The sequence below is a fragment of the Butyrivibrio sp. AE3004 genome (genome assembly GCF_000703165.1).
GTDB lineage: Bacteria > Bacillota > Clostridia > Lachnospirales > Lachnospiraceae > Butyrivibrio.
Genome location: NZ_JNLQ01000002.1, coordinates 475,210 through 495,353, shown reverse-complemented (window position 1 = coordinate 495,353; position 20,144 = coordinate 475,210). Strand labels below are relative to the sequence as shown.

General features: G+C 40.4%; 33 protein-coding genes. 1 reads left to right on the top strand and 32 read right to left on the bottom strand.

Annotated features, from left to right (window positions below):
• Nucleotides 1–153 precede the first annotated feature (153 nt).
• The 30 genes from BV60_RS0105210 to rpsJ form a co-directional block, all read right to left on the bottom strand.
• Nucleotides 154–1,116, bottom strand: a complete 963-nt coding sequence (locus tag BV60_RS0105210) for a DNA-directed RNA polymerase subunit alpha (protein ID WP_029320014.1) — start codon at nt 1,114–1,116, stop codon at nt 154–156.
• A 39-nt stretch (nt 1,117–1,155) separates the two neighbouring features.
• Nucleotides 1,156–1,749, bottom strand: a complete 594-nt coding sequence (gene rpsD / locus BV60_RS0105205) for a 30S ribosomal protein S4 (RefSeq protein WP_029320012.1) — start codon at nt 1,747–1,749, stop codon at nt 1,156–1,158.
• Between the two features lie 228 nt (nt 1,750–1,977).
• Nucleotides 1,978–2,376: a 30S ribosomal protein S11 gene (gene rpsK / locus BV60_RS0105200; protein ID WP_029320010.1), complete on the bottom strand. Its 399-nt coding sequence runs from the start codon at nt 2,374–2,376 to the stop codon at nt 1,978–1,980.
• 61 nt (nt 2,377–2,437) lie between these two features.
• On the bottom strand, nt 2,438–2,806 hold the full coding sequence (gene rpsM / locus BV60_RS0105195) for a 30S ribosomal protein S13 (RefSeq protein WP_029320007.1): 369 nt from the start codon (nt 2,804–2,806) through the stop codon (nt 2,438–2,440).
• Nucleotides 2,807–3,011: 205 nt separating this feature from the next.
• Nucleotides 3,012–3,125, bottom strand: a complete 114-nt coding sequence (gene rpmJ / locus BV60_RS22645) for a 50S ribosomal protein L36 (protein WP_022754357.1) — start codon at nt 3,123–3,125, stop codon at nt 3,012–3,014.
• Between the two features lie 187 nt (nt 3,126–3,312).
• Nucleotides 3,313–3,531: a translation initiation factor IF-1 gene (infA, locus tag BV60_RS0105190; protein WP_026511465.1), complete on the bottom strand. Its 219-nt coding sequence runs from the start codon at nt 3,529–3,531 to the stop codon at nt 3,313–3,315.
• Nucleotides 3,532–3,567: 36 nt separating this feature from the next.
• Entirely contained in the window at nt 3,568–4,329 is a 762-nt protein-coding gene (gene map, locus BV60_RS0105185; RefSeq protein ID WP_029320006.1) for a type I methionyl aminopeptidase, read from the bottom strand.
• A gap of 18 nt (nt 4,330–4,347) precedes the next feature.
• Nucleotides 4,348–4,989: an adenylate kinase gene (locus BV60_RS0105180; protein ID WP_029320004.1), complete on the bottom strand. Its 642-nt coding sequence runs from the start codon at nt 4,987–4,989 to the stop codon at nt 4,348–4,350.
• 229 nt (nt 4,990–5,218) lie between these two features.
• Nucleotides 5,219–6,535 carry a preprotein translocase subunit SecY gene (gene secY / locus BV60_RS0105175; RefSeq protein WP_029320003.1) on the bottom strand — a complete coding sequence of 439 codons (1,317 nt, stop codon included), beginning with the start codon at nt 6,533–6,535 and terminating at the stop codon, nt 5,219–5,221.
• Nucleotides 6,535–6,975 carry a 50S ribosomal protein L15 gene (gene rplO / locus BV60_RS0105170; RefSeq protein ID WP_029320001.1) on the bottom strand — a complete coding sequence of 147 codons (441 nt, stop codon included), beginning with the start codon at nt 6,973–6,975 and terminating at the stop codon, nt 6,535–6,537. Before rplO ends, secY begins: the two co-directional genes overlap by 1 nt.
• Nucleotides 6,976–6,990: 15 nt before the next feature.
• Complete coding sequence (gene rpmD, locus BV60_RS0105165) at nt 6,991–7,194, bottom strand: 50S ribosomal protein L30 (RefSeq protein WP_029319999.1); 204 nt, start codon at nt 7,192–7,194, stop codon at nt 6,991–6,993.
• A 32-nt stretch (nt 7,195–7,226) separates the two neighbouring features.
• A complete protein-coding gene (rpsE, locus tag BV60_RS0105160) occupies nt 7,227–7,736 on the bottom strand; it encodes a 30S ribosomal protein S5 (RefSeq protein ID WP_022761322.1) in 510 nt (169 codons plus the stop codon).
• Nucleotides 7,737–7,752: 16 nt separating this feature from the next.
• Nucleotides 7,753–8,121, bottom strand: a complete 369-nt coding sequence (gene rplR, locus BV60_RS0105155) for a 50S ribosomal protein L18 (RefSeq protein ID WP_026511458.1) — start codon at nt 8,119–8,121, stop codon at nt 7,753–7,755.
• A gap of 19 nt (nt 8,122–8,140) precedes the next feature.
• Nucleotides 8,141–8,680 (bottom strand): 50S ribosomal protein L6, encoded by a 540-nt coding sequence (gene rplF / locus BV60_RS0105150; protein ID WP_029319997.1) that lies wholly within the window; start codon nt 8,678–8,680, stop codon nt 8,141–8,143.
• 15 nt (nt 8,681–8,695) lie between these two features.
• Entirely contained in the window at nt 8,696–9,097 is a 402-nt protein-coding gene (gene rpsH / locus BV60_RS0105145) for a 30S ribosomal protein S8 (RefSeq protein ID WP_029319995.1), read from the bottom strand.
• An 86-nt stretch (nt 9,098–9,183) separates the two neighbouring features.
• Entirely contained in the window at nt 9,184–9,369 is a 186-nt protein-coding gene (locus BV60_RS0105140) for a type Z 30S ribosomal protein S14 (protein ID WP_022761326.1), read from the bottom strand.
• Nucleotides 9,370–9,477: 108 nt separating this feature from the next.
• The gene (gene rplE / locus BV60_RS0105135) at nt 9,478–10,017 is read right to left on the bottom strand and encodes a 50S ribosomal protein L5 (protein ID WP_029319994.1); all 540 of its coding nucleotides are present in this window, start codon (nt 10,015–10,017) and stop codon (nt 9,478–9,480) included.
• Nucleotides 10,018–10,038: 21 nt separating this feature from the next.
• Nucleotides 10,039–10,350, bottom strand: a complete 312-nt coding sequence (rplX, locus tag BV60_RS0105130) for a 50S ribosomal protein L24 (RefSeq protein ID WP_029319992.1) — start codon at nt 10,348–10,350, stop codon at nt 10,039–10,041.
• Nucleotides 10,351–10,361: 11 nt separating this feature from the next.
• The gene (gene rplN, locus BV60_RS0105125; RefSeq protein ID WP_026493610.1) at nt 10,362–10,730 is read right to left on the bottom strand and encodes a 50S ribosomal protein L14; all 369 of its coding nucleotides are present in this window, start codon (nt 10,728–10,730) and stop codon (nt 10,362–10,364) included.
• 33 nt (nt 10,731–10,763) lie between these two features.
• Entirely contained in the window at nt 10,764–11,018 is a 255-nt protein-coding gene (rpsQ, locus tag BV60_RS0105120) for a 30S ribosomal protein S17 (RefSeq protein WP_026493609.1), read from the bottom strand.
• A 23-nt stretch (nt 11,019–11,041) separates the two neighbouring features.
• Nucleotides 11,042–11,245 (bottom strand): 50S ribosomal protein L29, encoded by a 204-nt coding sequence (gene rpmC, locus BV60_RS0105115; protein ID WP_022761331.1) that lies wholly within the window; start codon nt 11,243–11,245, stop codon nt 11,042–11,044.
• Nucleotides 11,235–11,672, bottom strand: coding sequence for a 50S ribosomal protein L16 (rplP, locus tag BV60_RS0105110; RefSeq protein ID WP_022761332.1), 438 nt, complete (start codon nt 11,670–11,672; stop codon nt 11,235–11,237). The genes rpmC and rplP overlap by 11 nt, the downstream gene beginning before the upstream one ends.
• Entirely contained in the window at nt 11,672–12,343 is a 672-nt protein-coding gene (rpsC, locus tag BV60_RS0105105) for a 30S ribosomal protein S3 (protein WP_026511454.1), read from the bottom strand. Before rpsC ends, rplP begins: the two co-directional genes overlap by 1 nt.
• 20 nt (nt 12,344–12,363) lie before the next feature.
• Nucleotides 12,364–12,750 (bottom strand): 50S ribosomal protein L22, encoded by a 387-nt coding sequence (rplV, locus tag BV60_RS20925; RefSeq protein WP_022761334.1) that lies wholly within the window; start codon nt 12,748–12,750, stop codon nt 12,364–12,366.
• A gap of 40 nt (nt 12,751–12,790) precedes the next feature.
• A complete protein-coding gene (gene rpsS / locus BV60_RS0105095; RefSeq protein WP_029319989.1) occupies nt 12,791–13,078 on the bottom strand; it encodes a 30S ribosomal protein S19 in 288 nt (95 codons plus the stop codon).
• Between the two features lie 112 nt (nt 13,079–13,190).
• A complete protein-coding gene (rplB, locus tag BV60_RS0105090) occupies nt 13,191–14,033 on the bottom strand; it encodes a 50S ribosomal protein L2 (protein ID WP_029319988.1) in 843 nt (280 codons plus the stop codon).
• 88 nt (nt 14,034–14,121) lie between these two features.
• Nucleotides 14,122–14,421 (bottom strand): 50S ribosomal protein L23, encoded by a 300-nt coding sequence (gene rplW / locus BV60_RS0105085; protein WP_026493605.1) that lies wholly within the window; start codon nt 14,419–14,421, stop codon nt 14,122–14,124.
• The gene (gene rplD, locus BV60_RS0105080; protein ID WP_029319986.1) at nt 14,421–15,044 is read right to left on the bottom strand and encodes a 50S ribosomal protein L4; all 624 of its coding nucleotides are present in this window, start codon (nt 15,042–15,044) and stop codon (nt 14,421–14,423) included. Before rplD ends, rplW begins: the two co-directional genes overlap by 1 nt.
• Before the next feature lie 26 nt (nt 15,045–15,070).
• Nucleotides 15,071–15,754, bottom strand: coding sequence for a 50S ribosomal protein L3 (rplC, locus tag BV60_RS0105075; protein WP_029319985.1), 684 nt, complete (start codon nt 15,752–15,754; stop codon nt 15,071–15,073).
• Between the two features lie 144 nt (nt 15,755–15,898).
• Nucleotides 15,899–16,210 carry a 30S ribosomal protein S10 gene (rpsJ, locus tag BV60_RS0105070; RefSeq protein WP_022761340.1) on the bottom strand — a complete coding sequence of 104 codons (312 nt, stop codon included), beginning with the start codon at nt 16,208–16,210 and terminating at the stop codon, nt 15,899–15,901.
• Nucleotides 16,211–16,800: 590 nt separating this feature from the next.
• Here rpsJ and BV60_RS0105065 point away from each other — a divergent pair.
• Nucleotides 16,801–17,664 carry a class I SAM-dependent methyltransferase gene (locus BV60_RS0105065; RefSeq protein WP_029319983.1) on the top strand — a complete coding sequence of 288 codons (864 nt, stop codon included), beginning with the start codon at nt 16,801–16,803 and terminating at the stop codon, nt 17,662–17,664.
• Between the two features lie 73 nt (nt 17,665–17,737).
• On the opposite strand, the gene BV60_RS0105060 is transcribed toward BV60_RS0105065, so the two are convergent.
• The gene (locus tag BV60_RS0105060; RefSeq protein WP_081846588.1) at nt 17,738–18,598 is read right to left on the bottom strand and encodes a GTP pyrophosphokinase; all 861 of its coding nucleotides are present in this window, start codon (nt 18,596–18,598) and stop codon (nt 17,738–17,740) included.
• A 146-nt stretch (nt 18,599–18,744) separates the two neighbouring features.
• A complete protein-coding gene (locus BV60_RS0105055; protein ID WP_029319979.1) occupies nt 18,745–19,977 on the bottom strand; it encodes a bacterial transcriptional activator domain-containing protein in 1,233 nt (410 codons plus the stop codon).
• Nucleotides 19,978–20,144 lie beyond the last annotated feature (167 nt).

Below are 20,144 nucleotides of genomic sequence, written 5' to 3'. Positions count from 1 at the left end.
TAATTTACATCCTTTCTCAATTGCAGAGTTCCCTCTGCATTGGTGCATCACAGAATACTCTTTGGATTTATTTCTGCAATGTTGCTATTAAACCTATGAGAATCCGCATCCGTACACATTGGATTTACCATCAGCGAATACTAACTATATTAATTAGTTCTGATCTTCACCTGTTCTAAGTGCAAGGCCAAGCTCATCAAGCTTTGCAAGTACTTCCTCAAGGGACTTACGTCCAAGATTACGAACCTTCATCATATCATCAGGAGTTTTGTTTGTAAGCTCCTCAACTGTATTGATACCGGCTCTCTTGAGACAGTTGAATGAACGAACACTGAGCTCAAGTTCATCAATGCTCATTTCAAGAACTTTTTCCTTCTCATCATTATCCTTCTCTACCATAACTTCTGCAGTCTTGGCATTTTCAGACAAATCAATGAAGAGGCTAAGATGTTCACTAAGAACTTTTGCAGCAAGGCTTACAGCCTCATCAGGAGCAAGTGTTCCATTTGTATGAACATCCAGTGTCAGTTTATCATAGTCAGTTACCTGACCTACACGTGTATTCTCAACACTGACATTTACACGTTCAACAGGTGTATATATAGAATCAACTGCAATAACACCAATAGGAAGATCTGCAAGCTTATTCTTATCGGAACTTACATATCCTCTGCCCTTTGTAATTGTAAGCTCCATGTAAAGCTTAGCATCCTTACCGGACAGTGTTGCAATAACCTGATCAGGATTTGTAATTTCAATATCCTGGTCAACCTGAATATCGGCAGCTGTAACAACACCTTCGCCTGTAAACTCAATATATGCAGTCTTAGGCTCGTTTGTCTCGGAATTATTGCGAATAGCAAGGTTCTTGATATTCATAATAATTTCTGTCACATCTTCCTTAACTCCGGGAATTGAGCTGAATTCGTGCAGTACACCTTCGATTTTGACCTGACTTACTGCTGCTCCAGGCAAAGAGGAAAGCATAATTCTTCTAAGTGAATTACCCAGGGTAATACCATAACCTCTCTCAAGAGGCTCAACAACGAATCTGCCATACTTCTTGTCATCTGAAATTTCAGCAACTTCAATATTTGGTCTTTCAAAATCAAACACTGACATACCCTCCTTATATTATTATCGTGTTTCCTAAACTTATTTAGAATACAACTCGACGATCAACATTTCATCAACAGGAACGTCGATTACATCTCTTGAAGGGAATTCTTTAATTGTTCCGCTAAGGTTTTCCTTATTTACATCAAGCCACTCAGGAACAAGTCTACCTGCAGTGATTTCTGCAATATCTTTGAATCTCTGGATGTTTCTAGCTGCTTCCTTAACTTCGATAACATCACCTGTTTTGATGAGGTATGAAGGAATATTAACAACCTTACCGTTTACTGTGATGAACTTATGAAGAACAACCTGTCTAGCTTCTCTTCTTGTTCTTGCAAAGCCCATACGGAAAATTACATTATCAAGTCTGCGCTCAAGAAGGACCATAAGGTTTTCACCGGTCTGTCCCTTCTGACGATCAGCCTTATCGTAATAGTTACGGAAAGGCTTCTCAAGCACACCATAAATGAACTTAGCCTTCTGCTTCTCACGAAGCTGAAGACCATACTCGCTCATCTTCTTGTTTGCTCTGCTGTTTGTTCTCTTTGACTTCTTATCATAGCCAAGGAATGTGGGATCCAAATCAAGTGATCTGCATCTCTTAAGTACTGGAACTCTGTTTACTGCCATTATTGGCTCCTTTCTTGTTCAGGATAAACCTGACTGTTGTTTACAGCATATTATGCCTTCTTCCAACGAGTTAAATAGTTAATAGTATCTATATCATTCAGAACATGGCAATGATCAATTAAGACCATTGCTGTAATTAATAGAAATATTTAAAAATGCATCTATACAAGCAAACTTGATATATGCATTTTCAAATATTTTCTCGTTCTGAAGTATTACAAAATAGGATTATACTCTGCGGCGCTTGGGCGGGCGGCATCCGTTATGAGGTACAGGAGTTACATCCGTAATACTGGTTACAGTAAGGCCACATGCAGCAAGAGCTCTGATTGCAGCTTCTCTTCCTGAACCCGGTCCCTTTACAAAGACATCAACAGTCTTAAGGCCGTGAATAAGTGCAGCCTTTGTTGCTGTCTCTGCAGCCATCTGTGCAGCATAAGGAGTAGATTTCCTTGAACCTTTAAATCCGAGACCACCAGCACTTGCCCAACTAAGAGCATTACCTGCAGCATCTGTCAATGTAACGATTGTGTTATTGAAAGATGACTGAATATGTGCCTGTCCGTGTTCAACGTTCTTCTTGACACGCTTCTTTGCTTTAGAAGCACTAGATTTCTGATTTGCCATTTTAAACTAACCTACTTTCTTCCTATGAATATTTCTTAAGTTACTGTATGTAATAAGAGAATTACTTCTTCTTATTAGCGATTGTTCTCTTAGGACCTTTTCTTGTTCTAGCATTGGTCTTTGTTCTCTGACCGCGAACAGGAAGTCCTCTTCTGTGACGAATACCTCTGTAGCATCCAATTTCTGAAAGACGCTTGATGTTCATAGCGATTTCTCTTCTAAGATCACCTTCTACGTCATAGTCATTACCGATAATCTCAGCAATCTTCTTTACTTCATCATCTGTAAGATTACGAACACGTGTGTCGGGATTTACATTTGCAGCAGCAAGTATCTTATTTGAGCTTGTTCTTCCAATACCATAGATATATGTGAGACCAATCTCAACTCGCTTATCTCTAGGTAAGTCTACACCTGCAATACGAGCCATTTTAAAAATTCCTCCATTTAATTAAAAATAATGTGAAGTTTTGCGCATTTTCCGCAAAACTAAGTTAATTTCAGAAATCAGAGATTTCTATTTAACTTATTGTTACTTGTTTGATTGGGGCGTATAACATGCCCAATCGGACAGTACTTAATCCGATCTTTCCAATACACATTGGTATCAAAAAGTAATGTCAAAATGACTCGAATCAGCCCTGTCTCTGTTTGTGCTTAGGGTTTTCGCAAATTACACGAATAACGCCTTTTCTCTTAATAACCTTGCACTTTTCGCACATAGGCTTAACAGAAGACCTAACTTTCATTTGTAACTCCTTTCTGGTATACATGCGTACAAAAGGGCATACTTTTAGCCCTCTAAAAACGACCGCATTCAATAATAACATATAAATCCATTAAATACAAGTATATATTTTTACGGAAGTTAATTTGTACTCAGTATAGTATTCCCAAAGACTCAATTAAAATCTTTTCCGGGATGCAAGCTTATATTTACTTATCTCTCCAAATAATTCTTCCTTTTGAAAGATCATAAGGTGAAAGTTCAAGTGTTACTTTATCTCCGGGAAGGATACGGATAAAGTTTTGTCTGAGCTTTCCACTAATGTGTGCAAGCACAACATGACCATTTTCAAGTTCTACCCTAAACATTGTATTAGGGAGTTTCTCTATTACTTTTCCTTCTATTTCAATTACATCTGCTTTAGACATTTAATTAACCTCATTTCTATAATAGCTTAACATGGTTCAATTTATGATTGTCAGTATCTCGGGTTCTCCCTCTGGTCGTATGGCAATTGTATTTTCATAATGAGCAGCCAGTGAACCATCTAATGTTACCACAGTCCATTCATCATCCAGAAATGCAATTTTACGCTTTCCCATTGTTATCATTGGTTCAACACATAATGTCATTCCGGGCCTAAGCGTAATTCCTCTTTTAAAGAATTGACGAAAATTCGGAATATACGGTTCCTCATGAAGCTCTTTACCTATTCCGTGTCCCGTTAGCTCTCTGACTATCCCATACCCGTGGGGTTTTATATAACTATCAATTGCTTTTGATATATCATAAAGTCTGTTTCCCGCTTTGGCATATTTGATGCCTTCGAAAAAACTTTGCTGCGTAATATCAATAAGTTTTTGAGCCTCAGGTGATATTTTTCCAACACCCCAGGTCCGTGCAGCATCTGAATGAAATCCTTTGTAAATAAGTCCGGTATCAAGAGAAACAATATCGCCCTCTTTCAATATAACTTCTGCTTTTGGTATTCCGTGAACAACCTCGTCATTCACGGAAATACATACTGAAGCAGGATATCCTTCATAATCTTTACAATTAGGGACTCCACCACGTTTTCTGATAGCTTCTTCACCAATGGAATCAAGTTCCAATGTGGAAATACCCGGTCTGAGTGCATCATGCAGTTCTTCATGAACCTGTGCAAGCAGCTGTCCTGCTTTTCTCATGAGGTTCAATTCGTCTTCTGATTTAATTGTGACCGGCATTACTCTTTACCTCTTTGGTTAACCGAGAATACCTGTGATTGCATTAAATACTTCCTGCATATCCTTTGTTCCGTCAACCGTTTTGAGGATATTCTTCTTTGTATAATAGTCAATAAGAGGCTGTGTCTGCTCATGATAAACATCAAGACGATTTTTAACTGTTTCAGGCTTATCATCATCTCTCTGAACTAGTTCACTACCACATGTGTCGCAAATACCTTCCTGTTTCGGAGGAATATGCTCAATGTGATAAGTTGCGCCACACTTAAGGCATGCTCTTCTTCCTGACATTCTGCGAATGATATTTTCATCAGGAACATCTACATTTATTGCAAAATCAACCTTATCGCCAAGCTTTGTAAGTTCTTTGTCAAGTACATCAGCCTGAGGAATTGTTCTCGGAAATCCATCAAGCACGTAACCATTCTTGCAATCGTCCTGAGCTACTCTGTCGAGAAGGATCTCTACAGTAAGTTCATCAGGAACAAGCTGTCCTTTATCCATGTATTCTTTTGCTTTCTTACCAAGCTCTGTTCCGTTTTTGATATTTGCTCTGAAAATATCACCTGTTGAAATATGCGGAACCTTATACTTATCAGCAATCATTTTTGCCTGTGTACCTTTTCCTGCACCTGGTGCACCTAACATAATAATCTTCATACTTATGTCTCTCCTTTTACTCTCATTTATTTAGAATCAAGCTAAAAAAAATCTCTTTCCTTCTAATCCATTCTTATCAATTAGAAATATTTAAAACTGTATCTATTAGAAAAACATACATACAATTTTAAATATTTCTTATTGATCAAGAATGAAATAGCTGTAAAATACACAACAAGAGGTTAGGAAGCATACCTTAAAAAAGGCATGCTCCAAAACCTCTTATTTTTTAATCATCTAAAAAACCTTTATAATTACGTACCAACATCTGTGATTCAATCTGTTTCACCGTTTCAAGAATTACACTTACAACAATGATAAGGCTCGTACCACCGAAGGATACGTTAGCTCCGAATACACCATTAAAGAAAATAGGAAGAACACCTATAATTGTAAGTCCAATTGCTCCTATAAAAATGATGTAGTTCAGAATGTTTGTTAAATAATCACTGGTGGGCTTACCAGGACGAATACCAGGTATAAATCCACCCTGTTTTTTCATATTATCCGCAATCTCAAGCGGATTGAATGTGATAGATGTATAGAAATATGCAAAGAATATCAGCAATAAAATATATACAACCAATCCAATGGAATATTTCAAATTGGATGGATCACACCAATAGCTTTGATTCAAGTATTTAAGGATCTCACTCCACGCTCCTGTCCCCTTATAACCAACAAGCTGGCTTATGATTATCGGAAACTGGAAGAGGGACATCGCAAAAATTATAGGCATTACACCTGCGGTATTTACCTTGAGTGGAATTTCTGAATGATTTCCACCGTAAGTTTTTCTCCCCTGAATCTTTTTTGCATACTGTACCGGTATTCTACGTTCTGCACCGTTCAAAAGAACTACAAGAACTACCATTGCAACAATAACTGCTACAATAATGATTACCGATACCACCCCTCTGGCAATATTCTTGCCTGTAACAAATTGAGTAAACAGGCTACTCAAATCGGAAGGCATTCTTGAAATAATGTTAATAGTAAGAACGATAGAAATACCATTTCCTACACCATTATCAGTAATGCGCTCACCGATCCACATAAGGAATGCACTGCCGGCGGTGAGAGCTGCAACTATTTCTACAACATACATAGGTGACTTCTCAATAAGGAAGTTACTTCTGTAAAAACCTATTGCCATAGCAATTGACTCAATAAGAGCCAATGCTACAGTAATATATCTTGTAAGAGCTGCAAGCTTCTTTCTTCCATCCTCACCATCCCTCTGCCATTCCTCAAATTTAGGAATAGCAATAGTAAGAAGCTGAATAATAATGGAAGATGTGATATACGGCGTAATATTGAGTGCCAATATTGACATATTTTCAAATGATCCGCCTGTAAATCGATCCATAAAACCAAAGGCGTTATTTTTTGAAAGTTCTGCAAACCACTGCTGGAATACTGTAACATTCATTCCGGGTACAGGTATTGCTGAACCAAGTCTGATCACTAAAAGCATAGCAAATGTGAACAGTAATTTTAATCTTATATCTTTGATTTTGAATGCATTCTTAATGGTTGTGAACATCAAATCACCTCTGCCGTTCCCCCAAGAGCTTCGATTTTCTCCTTAGCAGATGCACTATATGCATTTACCTTAACCGTAAGCTTTTTGGTAAATTCACCGTTACCGAGTATCTTTACACCATCATATTCATGTTTGATGATGCCATTATCCTTAAGTGCCTGTACGTCAACAACACTATCGTTATCAAAGCACTCAAGTGAACTTACATTTATTGCTACGATCTTCTTAGAATTAATGTTCTTAAATCCTCTCTTAGGAAGACGACGGAAGAGGGGCATCTGTCCACCCTCAAATCCGGGTCTCGGAGCACCTGAACGAGCTTTCTGTCCTTTGTGTCCTTTACCTGCAGTCTTGCCATTTCCTGAGCCATGACCGCGGCCTCTTCTGAAATTGTCACTCTGAACAGAACCCTCGGCAGGTCTCAAACTAGATAATTCCATGACTTTCCTCCTTTATTAGTTCAGTTCTTCTACCTTAACAAGGTGTCTGATCTGCTGGATCTGACCTCTGGTTGCAGAGTTATCCGGCAGTTCAACACTGCTGTTAAGCTTTTTAAATCCCATTGATTTTACCGTAGCAACCTGCTTCGGAACAGCACCAATAGTGGACTTTACCAATGTGATTTTAAGCTTCTTTCCACTTTCATTATTAGCTGCCATTGATTTTCTCCTTTACTAGATGTTGCTTTAGATTAAGCGATAACTTCTTCTACAGACTTACCACGCTTCTTAGCAACTTCTTCGGGTGTCTTAAGGTTTGCAAGACCATTGATGGTTGCATATACTACATTCTGCTTGTTGTTAGAACCAAGAGACTTTGTACGAATGTTCTTAATTCCAGCAAGCTCACAAACAGAACGAGCAGGACCACCAGCGATGATACCGGTACCTTCCGGAGATCTCTTCAGCAGAACCTCTGCAGAACCGAACTTACCAACGAAATCATGTGTAATACTGTTGTTCTCATCAAGCGGAACTGTGATGAGGTTCTTTGTAGCGTCCTCCTTACCCTTACGGATAGCATCCGGAATTTCAGTAGACTTACCAAGACCTACACCTACATGACCGTTTCCGTCACCTACAACAACGAGTGCGGTGAACTTCATATTGCGTCCACCCTTTACAACCTTAGTAACTCGCTTGATGGTAACGACTTTATCTGTTAATTCAAGCTGACTTGCATCAACGATTGTACGCTTCATTATCTTTCTCCCTTCCTTAGAATTCTAAGCCTGCTTTTCTGGCTGCCTCAGCCAGTGCTGCTACCTTACCATGGTAGATGTAACCGCCTCTGTCGAAAACAACAGCCTTGATACCCTTCTCCATTGCTCTCTTAGCAACAACATCACCAATATATGCAGCGGCCTCAACATTATCTGTAACCTTCAGAGCTGACTTAATGTCCTTCTCAAGTGTGGAAGCAGAAACGAGTGTCTTACCGGCAACATCATCGATAACCTGAGCATACATATGATTATTACTTCTGAAAACTGCAAGACGCGGTCTTTCAGCAGTGCCGCTGAAACGATTGCGAATTCTCAGATGCTTCTTTTCGCGACTTTTCTGTCTGGATTCTTTACTAACCATTTTTTACTCTCCTTATCTCTTACTTCTTACCGGTCTTACCAACCTTGCGGCGGATAACTTCATCAGCGTACTTGATTCCCTTGCCCTTATACGGCTCAGGAGCTCTCTTCTCTCTGATGATTGCTGCATGCTGGCCAACCTTTTCTTTATCTATTCCCTTGACGATAATAGCATTACCTTCAACGACTGTCTCGATTCCTTCAGGATCATCGAGTTCAATCGGATGTGAATAGCCAAGGGTTAAGGTGAGTTTTTTGCCGCTCTTTGCTGCTCTGTAACCTACACCATTAACTTCAAGTTTCTTCTCATAGCCATCTGTTACACCAACAACCATGTTGTTCAGAAGACTTCTTGAAAGTCCGTGAAGCGCTCTGGTCTTTTTCTGATCGTCAGGTCTCTTTACTTCAATCTGACCATCTTTCTGCTCGAACTGCATTTCTGCAGGAAAAATTCTCTCAAGAGTGCCCTTAGGACCCTTAACAGTCACCTTATTATTTTCTGCGACCTCTACTGTTACACCAGCAGGAACCGCGATTGGCATTTTTCCAATTCGTGACATGCCCGTACCTCCAATTTACCATACAAATGCAAGAACTTCACCACCAACTTGAAGTTCTCTTGCTTTTTTATCAGTTACAACACCCTGGTTTGTAGAAATGATTGCAATTCCGAGACCACCAAGTACTCTCGGGAGCTCATCTCTACCTGCGTATACACGAAGACCAGGCTTGGAAATTCTCTTTAAACCGGTGATAACTCTGTCATTTCTGTCAACACCGTACTTAAGTGTGATGTGAAGATTCTTGAAACCATTCTCTTCAACAATGTCAAACTTCTTTATATAACCTTCATCAAGAAGAATGTTTGCAATAGCAAGCTTCATCTTTGAAGAGGGAACGTCAACAGTATCATGCTTTGCAGTGTTCGCATTACGAATTCTTGTAAGCATATCTGCAATAGGATCATTCATTGCCATTTTGAAAAAGCCTCCTTAATTTTCTATTATTGCTCCGCCTTACTGTACCCGTCTGTACAGAGACACGAAGCCGCAATGTTTTTATATTACCAACTAGCCTTACGTACACCCGGGATCTCGCCCTTGTAAGCTAACTCACGGAAACAAATTCTGCAGATTCCGTATTTTCTAAGATAAGCATGCGGACGACCGCAGATTCTGCAACGATTATATGCACGTGTAGAAAACTTCGGTTTCATCTGCTGTTTTACCTTCATGGATAATTTAGCCATGTGTCTCGATTCCTCCTATTTTTATACAAAACCGAATATTTATTATTCAGTTCGTATGTCACATCACCGGACAGGATAAACCTTGTCAGGTGATTTGATCATCAGTAATTATTTAGCGAAAGGCATGTTGAAGAGTGTTAAAAGCTCACGAGCCTCTTCATCAGTCTTGGCAGTTGTTGTAAAGATGATATCCATACCTCTTGTCTTATCAACCTTATCGTACTCAATCTCAGGGAAGATGAGCTGCTCTTTGATACCAAGAGCATAGTTTCCTCTGCCATCAAATGCGTTCGGGTTAACACCACGGAAGTCGCGGACACGAGGAAGTGCGAGGTTAATGAGACGATCCATGAACTCATACATCTTCTCACCACGAAGAGTTACCTTACATCCAATCGGCATACCCTCTCTTATTTTGAAGTTAGCGATGGACTTCTTAGCCTTTGTATAAACAGGCTTCTGACCGGAGATGATCTGCATATCGTTAGCAGCATTCTCAAGAACCTTAGCGTTCTCTTTAGCTTCACCTACAGCCATGTTTATTACAATCTTATCAAGCTTCGGAACTTCCATGACATTCTTGTAACCAAATTTCTTTGTCATAGCGCTCACGATCTCGTCTTTATATAAATCCTTATATCTACTCAAAGCTCCTTACCTCCTTTCTTATCAGTCAATGACATCACCTGTTGATTTTGCGATGCGGACCTTCTTACCATCCTCAACCTTGAAACCAACACGAGTTGCCTTTCCCTTATGAACATACATAACATTGGAGATGTCCATGGGAGCTTCCTGCTGAATGATACCACCGTTGGGGTTAGCTGCAGAGGGCTTTGTGTGCTTTGTTACCATGTTAGCACCCTCAACTACTACCTTACCATTCTTTGTGTCAACTGAGAGTACCTTGCCTTCTTTATCTTTGCTCTTACCAGCGATTACTTTAACAGTATCGCCCTTTTTAATCTTACTTGTAGACATTCGGTGCCTCCTTATAATACTTCCGGAGCGAGAGAAAGAATCTTCATGTATTTCTTATCACGAAGCTCTCTTGCAACGGGTCCAAAAATACGAGTTCCCTTCGGGTTACCTTCATCATTGATGATAACTGCAGCGTTCTCATCGAAGCGGATATAAGAACCATCCTTACGGCGAGTTTCTTTAACAGTACGTACTACAACTGCCTTAACAACATCACCCTTCTTTACAACGCCGCCTGGTGTTGCTTCTTTGACCGAAGCAACAACTACATCGCCGATTCTCGCATATCTTCTTGTAGAACCGCCCATAACACGAATAGTCAAAAGTTCTTTTGCACCAGTGTTATCAGCAACTCTAAGTCTGCTTTCCTGCTGAATCATGTTATTTCTCCTTTATAATCAACTATCAGCTAATTACTTAGCACGCTCAATAATCTGAACCAGTCTCCATCTCTTGTCTTTAGAGATCGGTCTTGTTTCCATAACCTTGACTGTATCACCTATACGGCACTCATTGTTCTCATCATGAGCCTTCAGCTTATAGGTTCTTTTTACGATCTTCTTGTAAAGAGGATGCTTTACATGATCTTCGATGGAAACAACGATGGTCTTATCCATCTTATCGCTTGTTACTTTACCAACACGCGTTTTTCTTAAATTTCTTTCCACGATATACTCCTTTCAGGATTCCATTACTGTGCTGCTTTCTGAGTGATCACAGTCTGAATTCTAGCAATATTCTTTCTAACCTCTTTAATTCTTGCTGTGTTATCCAGCTGGTTAGTTGCATTCTGGAATCTCAGATTAAAAAGTTCCTTTTTAGCTGATACAAGCTCCTGGCTGAGTTCCTCAGCAGACTTAGCTTTCAGCTCTTCTACATACTTATTAGTTTTCATTGGATGCACCGCCTTCCAAATCAGCCTTTGAAACGATCTTGCACTTGCAAGGAAGTTTGTGTGTTGCAAGACGAAGTGCTTCTCTTGCAACTTCTTCATCGACTCCGCCGATTTCAAACATTACACGTCCAGGCTTAACAACTGCTACCCAGTAATCTACAGAACCCTTACCAGAACCCATACGAGTTTCAGCAGGCTTTGCTGTAACAGGCTTGTCAGGGAAAATCTTAATCCATACCTGACCACCACGCTTGATGAAACGAGTCATAGCGACACGGGCTGCCTCGATCTGATTTGAACGAATCCAGCAGGGCTCAAGCGCTACTATTCCATACTCACCGTATGCAATTGTGTTGCCGCGTGTAGCCTTACCAGCCATAGAACCGCGGAACTGCTTACGATGCTTTACTCTCTTCGGCATTAACATTATTTATCGCTCCCTTCCTTATCTGAATTCTCGGATGCTTTAGTAGGAAGTACTTCACCCTTATAGATCCATACCTTAACACCAACCTTACCATAGGTTGTATCTGCCTCAGCAAATCCATAATCAATATCTGCTCTAAGTGTCTGAAGCGGGATTGTACCCTCGCTGTAGAACTCGCTACGAGCGATATCAGCACCACCAAGACGTCCGCTGCAGCATGCCTTAATACCCTGTGCATCTGTCTTCATTGTTCTGCTCATGCATGACTTCATAGCACGACGGAAAGATACACGATTCTCAAGCTGCTGTGCGATGTTCTCTGCAACAAGCTGAGCGTCCTTATCAGGCTTCTTGATTTCTTTAATATCTACAAGAACTTTCTTGTCTGTAAGCTTTGAAAGCTCTTTCTTTGTTACTTCAATTTCAGCACCGCCCTTACCGATTACAAAACCGGGCTTAGCTGTATATACGATTACTTTAACACGATCAGATGCTCTCTCGATCTCAATCTTTGAGATGCCTGCAGCGTAAAGCTTCTTCTTCAGAAACTTTCTGATCTTGTAATCTTCAACAAGATTGTCTGCAAATTCGTCATTCTCTGCATACCATTTGGAATCCCAATCTGCAATGATGCCGACTCTGAGGCCATGAGGATTAACTTTCTGTCCCATTGAACTTACTTTCTCCTTTCTTATCTCTCATCCAGAATTACAGTCAAATGGCTTAATCTCTTCTGAATTCTGTAAGCTCTACCCTGAGCTCTAGGCTGAATTCTCTTCATAATCGGGCCATTGCTTGCATTGCACTCTGCAATGTACAGATTAGCTCTGTTCATGCCGTTGTTGTTCTCAGCATTTGCAATTGCAGAATTAAGTAACTTATAAATAACGCTGGAAGCATATCTCGGATTGTACTCCAGGATAGCAAGTGCTGTCTCAACGTCCTTACCCCTTATAGCATCCATAACGAAGCATGCCTTCTGTACGGGGATTCTTGCGTAAGATAATTTTGCTGAAGGTCTTGTGTCCTTCTGAGCATTTCTCTCTCTCTTAACTTGAGATCTATGTGCTGTTGCCATAGATTTAACCTCCTTTCAATGTTGAACCAAGTCACAGGACTTAGCGAACTCCGCCCTTCTTCTCAGGAGAGTTTCCTGCGTGACCTCTGTAGGTTCTTGTAGGAACAAACTCACCAAGCTTGTGACCAACCATATCTTCCGTTACATATACCGGAATATGCTTTCTTCCGTCATGAACAGCGATTGTGTGTCCAACGAAGGAAGGGAAAATCGTGGAACGACGGGACCATGTCTTAACAATCTGCTTCTGATTCTCAGCATTCATTGCATCGATCTTCTTGAGCAAATTTGCATCTGCGAAAGGTCCCTTTTTAAGTGATCTAGACATTGTCATTCTCCTCTCGTATATGTCAATACGTTTTCTTACTATTCGGATGTCAATCACCGGACACGGAAAATCCGGCCAAGTGATTTGCTCATCCTCTATCAACCGGCATCAATTATTTGATAGCCTTACCATCTCTTCTTCTGATGATCATCTTGTTAGAAGCCTTTTTCTTCTTACGTGTCTTATAACCAAGAGCAGGCTTACCCCAAGGTGTGCACGGTCCGGAACGACCAATAGGTGCTCTACCTTCACCACCACCATGCGGGTGATCATTCGGGTTCATAACTGATCCACGAACTGTAGGACGAATGCCCATGTGACGCTTACGACCAGCTTTACCGATATTGATAAGGTTATGATCGATGTTACCAACAGTACCGATTGTTGCACGACACTCGATCGGAACAAGTCTCATTTCGCCAGAAGGAAGACGAAGTGTTGCATACTTACCTTCTTTAGCCATGAGCTGAGCAGAGTTACCAGCTGAACGAACAAGCTGACCACCTCTTCCAGGATAAAGCTCAATGTTGTGTACACTTTCACCGACAGGTATGTTAGCAAGAGGGAGGCAGTTACCGATACGAACTTCAGCTTCAGGACCATTCATGATTGTCATGCCATCCTTAAGTCCCTGAGGAGCAAGGATGTAAGCCTTTGTGCCATCCTCATACTCAAGCAATGCGATGTTTGCTGTTCTGTTAGGATCGTACTCGATACCGATAACCTTAGCATTGCAATCATCTTTATAACGCTTGAAGTCGATGATTCTGTATTTTCTTCTTCCACCGCCACCGCGATGTCTTACTGTGATTTTACCCTGGTTATTACGTCCAGCCTTAGAATTCTTTGAAACAAGAAGGCTCTTCTCAGGAGTTGTCTTTGTGATCTCTGAGAAATCAGAACCTGTCATATTTCTTCTAGACGGTGTATATGGGCCGTATTTCTTAATTCCCATGATTATCTCCTTTTTGTTATCACGCACGGTTATCAACCCGGATCCGGACTTTGTTTAAGATCCTGTGCGTATAGTCAATTAGTTATTATCAAAGTCCCTGGAAAATCTCGATGTCCTTGCTGTCTGCTGTAAGCTGTACGATTGCTTTTTTGATCTTAGCTGTTCTGCCGTATGTCATACCGCGTCTCTTAAGCTTACCGTTAGCGTTAAGTGTGTTTACCTTTGAAACCTTAGCGCCTTCGAACATCTTCTCAACTGCTTCCTTTATCTGAGTCTTGTTTGCTTCAGGATGAACAAAGAAAGTGTATTTCTTTTCGCCCATGGCATTCATGCTCTTCTCTGTAAGTACAGGCTCAAGGATTACATCATAATACTGTAAAGCTGCCATTATGCATACACCTCCTCAATCTTTGCAACTGCGTCCTTTGTAAGAACGAGTGTATGAGCGTTCACAATGTCATAAACATTGATTGTGTTTGTAAGAGCTGTCTTAACCTCTGTAAGGTTCTTAGCTGACTTAACAACTTTTTCATCCTTCTCAGCAACAACAACAAGTGCCTTGCGAGTTGCTTTAAGGTTGTTCATAACCTCTGCGAACTTCTTTGTCTTAAACTCATCCATCTTAAGCTCATCAAGAACAATAAGCTTACCTGTCTGAACCTTATCTGTGAGTGCAGACTTAAGAGCTGCTCTCTTCTCTTTCTGATTCATCTTGAAAGAATAATCTCTCGGAACCGGAGCGAATACTACACCGCCGCCTGTCCACTGAGGAGATCTTGTGGATCCCTGTCTTGCATGACCGGTTCCCTTCTGTCTCCAAGGCTTGCGACCACCTCCGCTAACTTCGGAACGTGTCTTTGCCTTCTGTGTACCCTGACGATTGTTAGCAAGCTGCTGAACTACTGCCAGATGTACGAGATGTTCATTAACTTCAACTCCGAAGATGGCATCATTAAGATCGATGCTGCCAACTTCTTTGCCTTCCATATTGTAAACAGATACGTTAGCCATCTGTATGTTCCTCCTTTCGTGAAAAGTTATGCCTCAACCTTTGTGGTTTCCTTGATTGTTACAAGTCCCTTCTTCGGTCCAGGTACTGCGCCCTTTACAAGGATCAGATTCTTATCAGCATCAACACGAACAACCTCAAGATTCTGAACTGTTACTTTAACGCTTCCCATGTGACCAGGCATTCCTTTTCCTTTGAATACACGGCTCGGATCGGAACTGGATCCATTAGAACCCTGATGACGGTGGAACTTGGAACCATGAGCCATAGGTCCTCTGTGCTGACCATTCTTCTTAATAGCACCCTGGAATCCCTTACCCTTGGATGTTGCAGTTGCATCAATCTTATCACCTGCAGCGAAGATATCTGCTTTGATTTCACTTCCAAGCTCGTACTCAGATGCGTTCTCGAACTTGAACTCACGAACGAATCTCTTGCAAGACACGCCTGCTTTCTTGAAGTGACCCTGCTGAGCCTTGTTTACACCATGTGCATGTACGATTGTCTTCTTGCCGTTCTTGTCTCTGTTGATTATCTTTTCTTTCTTATCAACATAACCAACCTGAACTGCACTGTAACCATCGTTTTCAACGGTCTTAATCTGTGTTACTACACAGGGGCCTGCCTGCAGAACAGTTACAGGTACAAGTGAACCGTCTTCGTTGAAGATCTGAGTCATACCGATCTTCGTAGCTAAGATAGCCTTCTTCATTGTATTTACCTCCTTATTACATCTACAGCGGATGCTTGTTTCGTTCGTAATGTCGCTTTAATTGCCTTTTGCAATTCTCCAGTTTTCACGGCATCATACGCCTCGCATCATACTAGTAGAAGGTTTACACTAGTTACCGATGAATTATTTCATCTTGATGTTGATGTTTACACCTGCGGGCATCTCTAATCTCTGAAGAGCCTCAACTGTCTTAGGTGTAGGTGTGATGATATCAATCAGTCTCTTGTGAGTTCTCTGCTCGAACTGCTCTCTGGAATCCTTGTACTTATGTACCGCACGAAGAATTGTTACTACTTCCTTTTTAGTAGGAAGCGGTACAGGTCCGCTGACCTGAGATCCGTTCTTCTTAACTGTCTCGATGATCTTCTTTGCAGAAGCATCTACGAGCTGATGATCATACGCCTTCAATGTAATTCTCATTACCTGATTTGCCATAAAAAAAGTCGCCTCCTTTTCGCACTTTAATTAGATAAGTACGACAAGCGGTGACTGTACACTCTCCCGTGTGTGTCATGGACCCGAACCATCCGTATCCTGTTTTCACACGTCGTTTCTGCTAGTTAAACTTCGCAGACATTTTGTTTGTACAGTGACTTGTCGTCAGATTGTCTGACCTCAAGGGTCTCTTGACATTCGCTCCACGGAAAACCTGTCTCACTGGATAAGACAGCAACCTCTCGCTTCACAGCTATCATGTCACAGCATGTGTTACTATATATCATTTTTTCATTTCATGCAAGCCCAATTTTCAAAATTAATCACTTTTTATTAAAAATAGGCAATTTCAGCTATTTTAGCTTGATGTATTTTAATCTATTTTATGCATACACTACCATTTTATGCATTTTCGGATAAAATCTATAAATGTTTCTTCTATATTATATAGATGAAAATCAATATATTATATATTATGAAGTTAAGAAGTATATCATCTATTATTTCTTCACATTACCGGGAATAAACTATTACTTCATATGTATTACCCGAATCATATCAACAAGATTCATTTATTACAAGGAGCTTTTATGTGGATTGCAAACAATTGGAAAGATTATGAAGTTATTGATACCTCAGGTGGCGAGAAGCTTGAACGCTGGGGTGACTATATGCTTGTTCGTCCTGATCCCCAGGTAATCTGGAACACTAAGAAAAAACATATGGGATGGAAAAAGTGGAATGCGCGCTACCAGCGAAGTAACAAAGGCGGCGGTGAATGGGATTTCCGTTCCCTTCCCGAAGAATGGACTATTAACTATAATGACCTTACTTTTCATCTCAAGCCCTTCAGCTTTAAACACACCGGTTTGTTCCCTGAACAGGCAGCAAACTGGGATTGGTTTTCAGATTTAATTAAGAAGGCTGATCGTCCTGTTAAAGTACTTAATCTTTTTGCTTATACCGGTGGTGCTACTGTTTCAGCCGCTAAGGCCGGAGCTTCAGTCACGCATGTTGATGCCGCTAAAGGCATGGTTGCCTGGGCAAAAGAAAATGCCGCATCGTCCGGACTTGCAGATGCCCCTATCAGATATCTTGTGGATGATTGCGGAAAATTTGTCGACAGGGAAATACGTCGCGGCAATCATTATGATGGTATTATCATGGATCCTCCCTCATACGGCAGAGGTCCAAAAGGTGAAATTTGGAAAATCGAAGACTGTGTTTATGACCTAATATTAAGAAGCGTTCAACTTCTGTCGGATACCCCCCTGTTTTTCCTTATCAATTCCTATACAACAGGATTACAGCCCGCTGTTCTTTCCTATATGATACACACCGCTATCGATCCTCTTCATGAAGGTGTCGTTGAAGCAGATGAAGTTGGTCTTCCTGTTTCTTCAAACGGTCTTGTTCTTCCTTGCGGAGCAAGTGGCAGATGGACTGCAAAATGATTCCATTATAAGATAAAAAAGTCATTCCGAATTGTTCCGGAATGACATTTTTTATTTATTCAGTTTTGCTTTTTCATTTATTTAGTTTTGCTTTTTTCTTTAAAAGCATAGCATTCTGTTCTGCCTGAATTTCGCGTCTGATAATCTCCATTGTCTCGCAATCTGCTCTCTCTTCCTCTTCGGTAGGAATCATACTATATGGTTTTCCATCTCCGGCATCAATTCTCTCACGTATTTGCTGCATTCTGCGGTCAAGCTGGTTTATAAGATCTGCACTAAACTTTAAATCCTCGGAAATAAGTTCAGCATTTTCAATATCCTTTTTATATTTCATCTTGTGTTCCAGACTTGCCCAAAAATCCATTGCAATGGTTCTGAACTGAACCTCAACCTTCGTCCATTCCTTCATCTCAGTAAGGAATATCGGAGTTTCAATTATAAGATGTAAACTTCTATATCCGCTATCCTTTGGCGTTGCTATATAATCCTTTTCCACAAGGACATTAACATCATCTTGTTTTTTCAGGCACTCAGCCAGCATATAAATATCATCAACAAAGGAACATATTGCTCTGCAACCTGCGATATCCGAGATATTACTCTCAATATTCTCTATCGAAAAAGGTATTCCTTTACGATTGAGTTTTTCATATATGCTTACCGGAGTTTTTATTCTGCTTTTTATGCTTTCAAACGGGTTACGATTGTTTTTAAGTGAGAGTTCCTTATTAAGCACCTCCAGCTTTGTTCTCACTTCTGATAATGCACAATCGTACTTCATCATCATGATCTGGAATTCCTGCACCTGCCCTCTCATGATAAGCAGCTGCTCAATTTCCTTCTGTGATACATTACTAATGTTCAACAATGACTTCTGCTCATTGGTCATCAGTGTCCTGTCGAGTGAAGTCAAATCAAGATTTCCAATAGACATGGGCATTCCTCCAAATTACCATTATGCCCCCTCCATTTCAATTATATCACTGACATTCAATTATTTATGAACTAATTCTAAAGCTTTTATAATGTTATGACTAAAGCAACACTATATTATAAATCTTTTGAAAATAACTTTCATACTTAGTCAGCTGAATTTTCAGCGGTCATATCTGCATAAGAAATAATACGGTAGTTTAATGATGCTCTTGGGCCTGCAAGGACCTTTAACCTATCCTGAAGTCTTCTGTGCACAAGCATGCACTCCTCAACTCCGGTACCTGTGAGTAGAACAAGATACTGTGTTCTTGAATACTTGCAAAAAGCATCTCCGTGTCTTAGTGTTTCGTTAATTGCATCTTTTAAGGACTCCATGCGCCTCTCGGCTTTTTCCTCCTGCTTTATTTCCTTGCCTTCATAATCTGCGATAGTAAGCAGGAGCAAAAATACAGTGAGACCATGCCTTTCCATATTCCTGCTCAGGATATGGTAAGATGCGCTCATCTCAGGGAAAAGACATTCATACGGCCCCCCTTCTTCCTCCATGATGAGTCCGCTTTTTAATGAATTCTCACCCGTGCCTTCCCGGTCCTCACCCTCTGTTCCGGAAAAAGCGGCATCCTGAAGCTTTTGATAACAACGCTGCATATTCTCAGTCGGTGTAATTCCAAGTTCTTCCGCATAGTATCTGATCATTTCTTCATAGAGAGAATAGGCTTTTTTGTAATTTCTCATGTGCCTGTAGGCATTGATTTCACCAACCTGCCATTCGCAATCCGGATCTATAATCGATGCATTATGATAAATCTCAGCCATCTTCTCATAGTTATTGTTTGCCTTATAATAATCAGCAAGAAAATCGACGCATTCCTCGTATTGTGTTCTCAGTTCCTCGCTCTTTTTCGATATCCAATAGAGTTCGTTGAGTTCAGGCAGAAAGTCACCTTTGTAGGTATCAAAAGCTTTTTGATAATTACTGGCTTTTTCATCATCATCAGAAGCTTTCCTGGCATTTTTTATGTAGTTTGAAAAATCAACTGTATCGGCATTTGCTTCAACATCAGGAGCAGCCTTGTAAACACCATCCGTAAAAGCTACAACATTTCCATTAGGAATTCCGGCCTTCTCTGCAACCTTTCTGAATTGATAGATAAGATTATTCATACTGTTGTTAAGATTGCTCTTTACATTCAGATCCTCTGAATAAATATCATCCTGAAGATCCTCCTTTTTCACACCGCTGATTCCCGCTGTAAAAACTCTGGCAACAAGCTGAATATACTTAGATGCTCTGTTTCTTCCAAGAGTAATGTCCTTGCCATTACATTCTATTCCGAATCCGCCTAATGTTTTGATATAGAGTTTAGTTTTTTTCATATTCCTCTCGTATCGTATTACTAATCGCAAATTTATACATCTGCGATAATCAGAATCTGATACTTTAACCCCTTCTATAATAAGATTCCCGGTCAACGTCGCCGGACATCAACCGAGAATCATTATATCATGTATTCAATCATATAATAAACAAATACCTTGATATT

Excerpts from the sequence above, each read along its gene's own strand:
- rpsD (WP_029320012.1), bottom strand. The coding sequence starts at position 1,749 with ATGGCAGTAAACAGAGTTCCAGTACTTAAGAGATGCAGATCACTTGAT.
- rpsK (WP_029320010.1), bottom strand. The coding sequence starts at position 2,376 with ATGGCAAATCAGAAATCTAGTGCTTCTAAAGCAAAGAAGCGTGTCAAG.
- rpsM (WP_029320007.1), bottom strand. The coding sequence starts at position 2,806 with ATGGCTCGTATTGCAGGTGTAGACTTACCTAGAGATAAGCGAGTTGAG.
- rpmJ (WP_022754357.1), bottom strand. The coding sequence starts at position 3,125 with ATGAAAGTTAGGTCTTCTGTTAAGCCTATGTGCGAAAAGTGCAAGGTT.
- infA (WP_026511465.1), bottom strand. The coding sequence starts at position 3,531 with ATGTCTAAAGCAGATGTAATTGAAATAGAAGGAAAAGTAATAGAGAAA.
- map (WP_029320006.1), bottom strand. The coding sequence starts at position 4,329 with ATGCCGGTCACAATTAAATCAGAAGACGAATTGAACCTCATGAGAAAA.
- BV60_RS0105180 (WP_029320004.1), bottom strand. The coding sequence starts at position 4,989 with ATGAAGATTATTATGTTAGGTGCACCAGGTGCAGGAAAAGGTACACAG.
- secY (WP_029320003.1), bottom strand. The coding sequence starts at position 6,535 with ATGTTCACAACCATTAAGAATGCATTCAAAATCAAAGATATAAGATTA.
- rplO (WP_029320001.1), bottom strand. The coding sequence starts at position 6,975 with ATGGAATTATCTAGTTTGAGACCTGCCGAGGGTTCTGTTCAGAGTGAC.
- rpmD (WP_029319999.1), bottom strand. The coding sequence starts at position 7,194 with ATGGCAGCTAATAATGAAAGTGGAAAGAAGCTTAAAATCACATTGGTA.
- rpsE (WP_022761322.1), bottom strand. The coding sequence starts at position 7,736 with ATGAAGCGTACAATCGTTGATGCAAGTCAGCTTGAATTAACAGATAAA.
- rplR (WP_026511458.1), bottom strand. The coding sequence starts at position 8,121 with ATGGTTAGTAAAGAATCCAGACAGAAAAGTCGCGAAAAGAAGCATCTG.
- rplF (WP_029319997.1), bottom strand. The coding sequence starts at position 8,680 with ATGTCACGAATTGGAAAAATGCCAATCGCGGTTCCTGCTGGTGTAACA.
- rpsH (WP_029319995.1), bottom strand. The coding sequence starts at position 9,097 with ATGGCAATGAATGATCCTATTGCAGATATGCTTACAAGAATTCGTAAT.
- BV60_RS0105140 (WP_022761326.1), bottom strand. The coding sequence starts at position 9,369 with ATGGCTAAATTATCCATGAAGGTAAAACAGCAGATGAAACCGAAGTTT.
- rplX (WP_029319992.1), bottom strand. The coding sequence starts at position 10,350 with ATGTCTACAAGTAAGATTAAAAAGGGCGATACTGTTAAAGTAATCGCT.
- rplN (WP_026493610.1), bottom strand. The coding sequence starts at position 10,730 with ATGATTCAGCAGGAAAGCAGACTTAGAGTTGCTGATAACACTGGTGCA.
- rpmC (WP_022761331.1), bottom strand. The coding sequence starts at position 11,245 with ATGAAAACTAATAAGTATGTAGAAGAGCTGAAAGCTAAGTCTGCTGAG.
- rplP (WP_022761332.1), bottom strand. The coding sequence starts at position 11,672 with ATGTTAATGCCGAAGAGAGTAAAGCATCGTAAGCAGTTCCGCGGTTCT.
- rpsC (WP_026511454.1), bottom strand. The coding sequence starts at position 12,343 with ATGGGACAGAAAGTTAATCCTCATGGCCTCAGAGTCGGCATCATTGCA.
- rplV (WP_022761334.1), bottom strand. The coding sequence starts at position 12,750 with ATGGCAACAGCACATAGATCTCAAGTTAAGAGAGAGAGAAATGCTCAG.
- rpsS (WP_029319989.1), bottom strand. The coding sequence starts at position 13,078 with ATGTCTAGATCACTTAAAAAGGGACCTTTCGCAGATGCAAATTTGCTC.
- rplB (WP_029319988.1), bottom strand. The coding sequence starts at position 14,033 with ATGGGAATTAAGAAATACGGCCCATATACACCGTCTAGAAGAAATATG.
- rplW (WP_026493605.1), bottom strand. The coding sequence starts at position 14,421 with ATGGCAGCTTTACAGTATTATGATGTAATCCTTGAGCCTGTACTTACA.
- rplD (WP_029319986.1), bottom strand. The coding sequence starts at position 15,044 with ATGGCTAACGTATCTGTTTACAATATGGAAGGCAAAGAAGTTGGCAGC.
- rplC (WP_029319985.1), bottom strand. The coding sequence starts at position 15,754 with ATGAAGAAGGCTATCTTAGCTACGAAGATCGGTATGACTCAGATCTTC.
- rpsJ (WP_022761340.1), bottom strand. The coding sequence starts at position 16,210 with ATGGCAAATCAGGTAATGAGAATTACATTGAAGGCGTATGATCATCAG.
- BV60_RS0105065 (WP_029319983.1), top strand. The coding sequence starts at position 16,801 with ATGTGGATTGCAAACAATTGGAAAGATTATGAAGTTATTGATACCTCA.
- BV60_RS0105060 (WP_081846588.1), bottom strand. The coding sequence starts at position 18,598 with ATGTCTATTGGAAATCTTGATTTGACTTCACTCGACAGGACACTGATG.
- BV60_RS0105055 (WP_029319979.1), bottom strand. The coding sequence starts at position 19,977 with ATGAAAAAAACTAAACTCTATATCAAAACATTAGGCGGATTCGGAATA.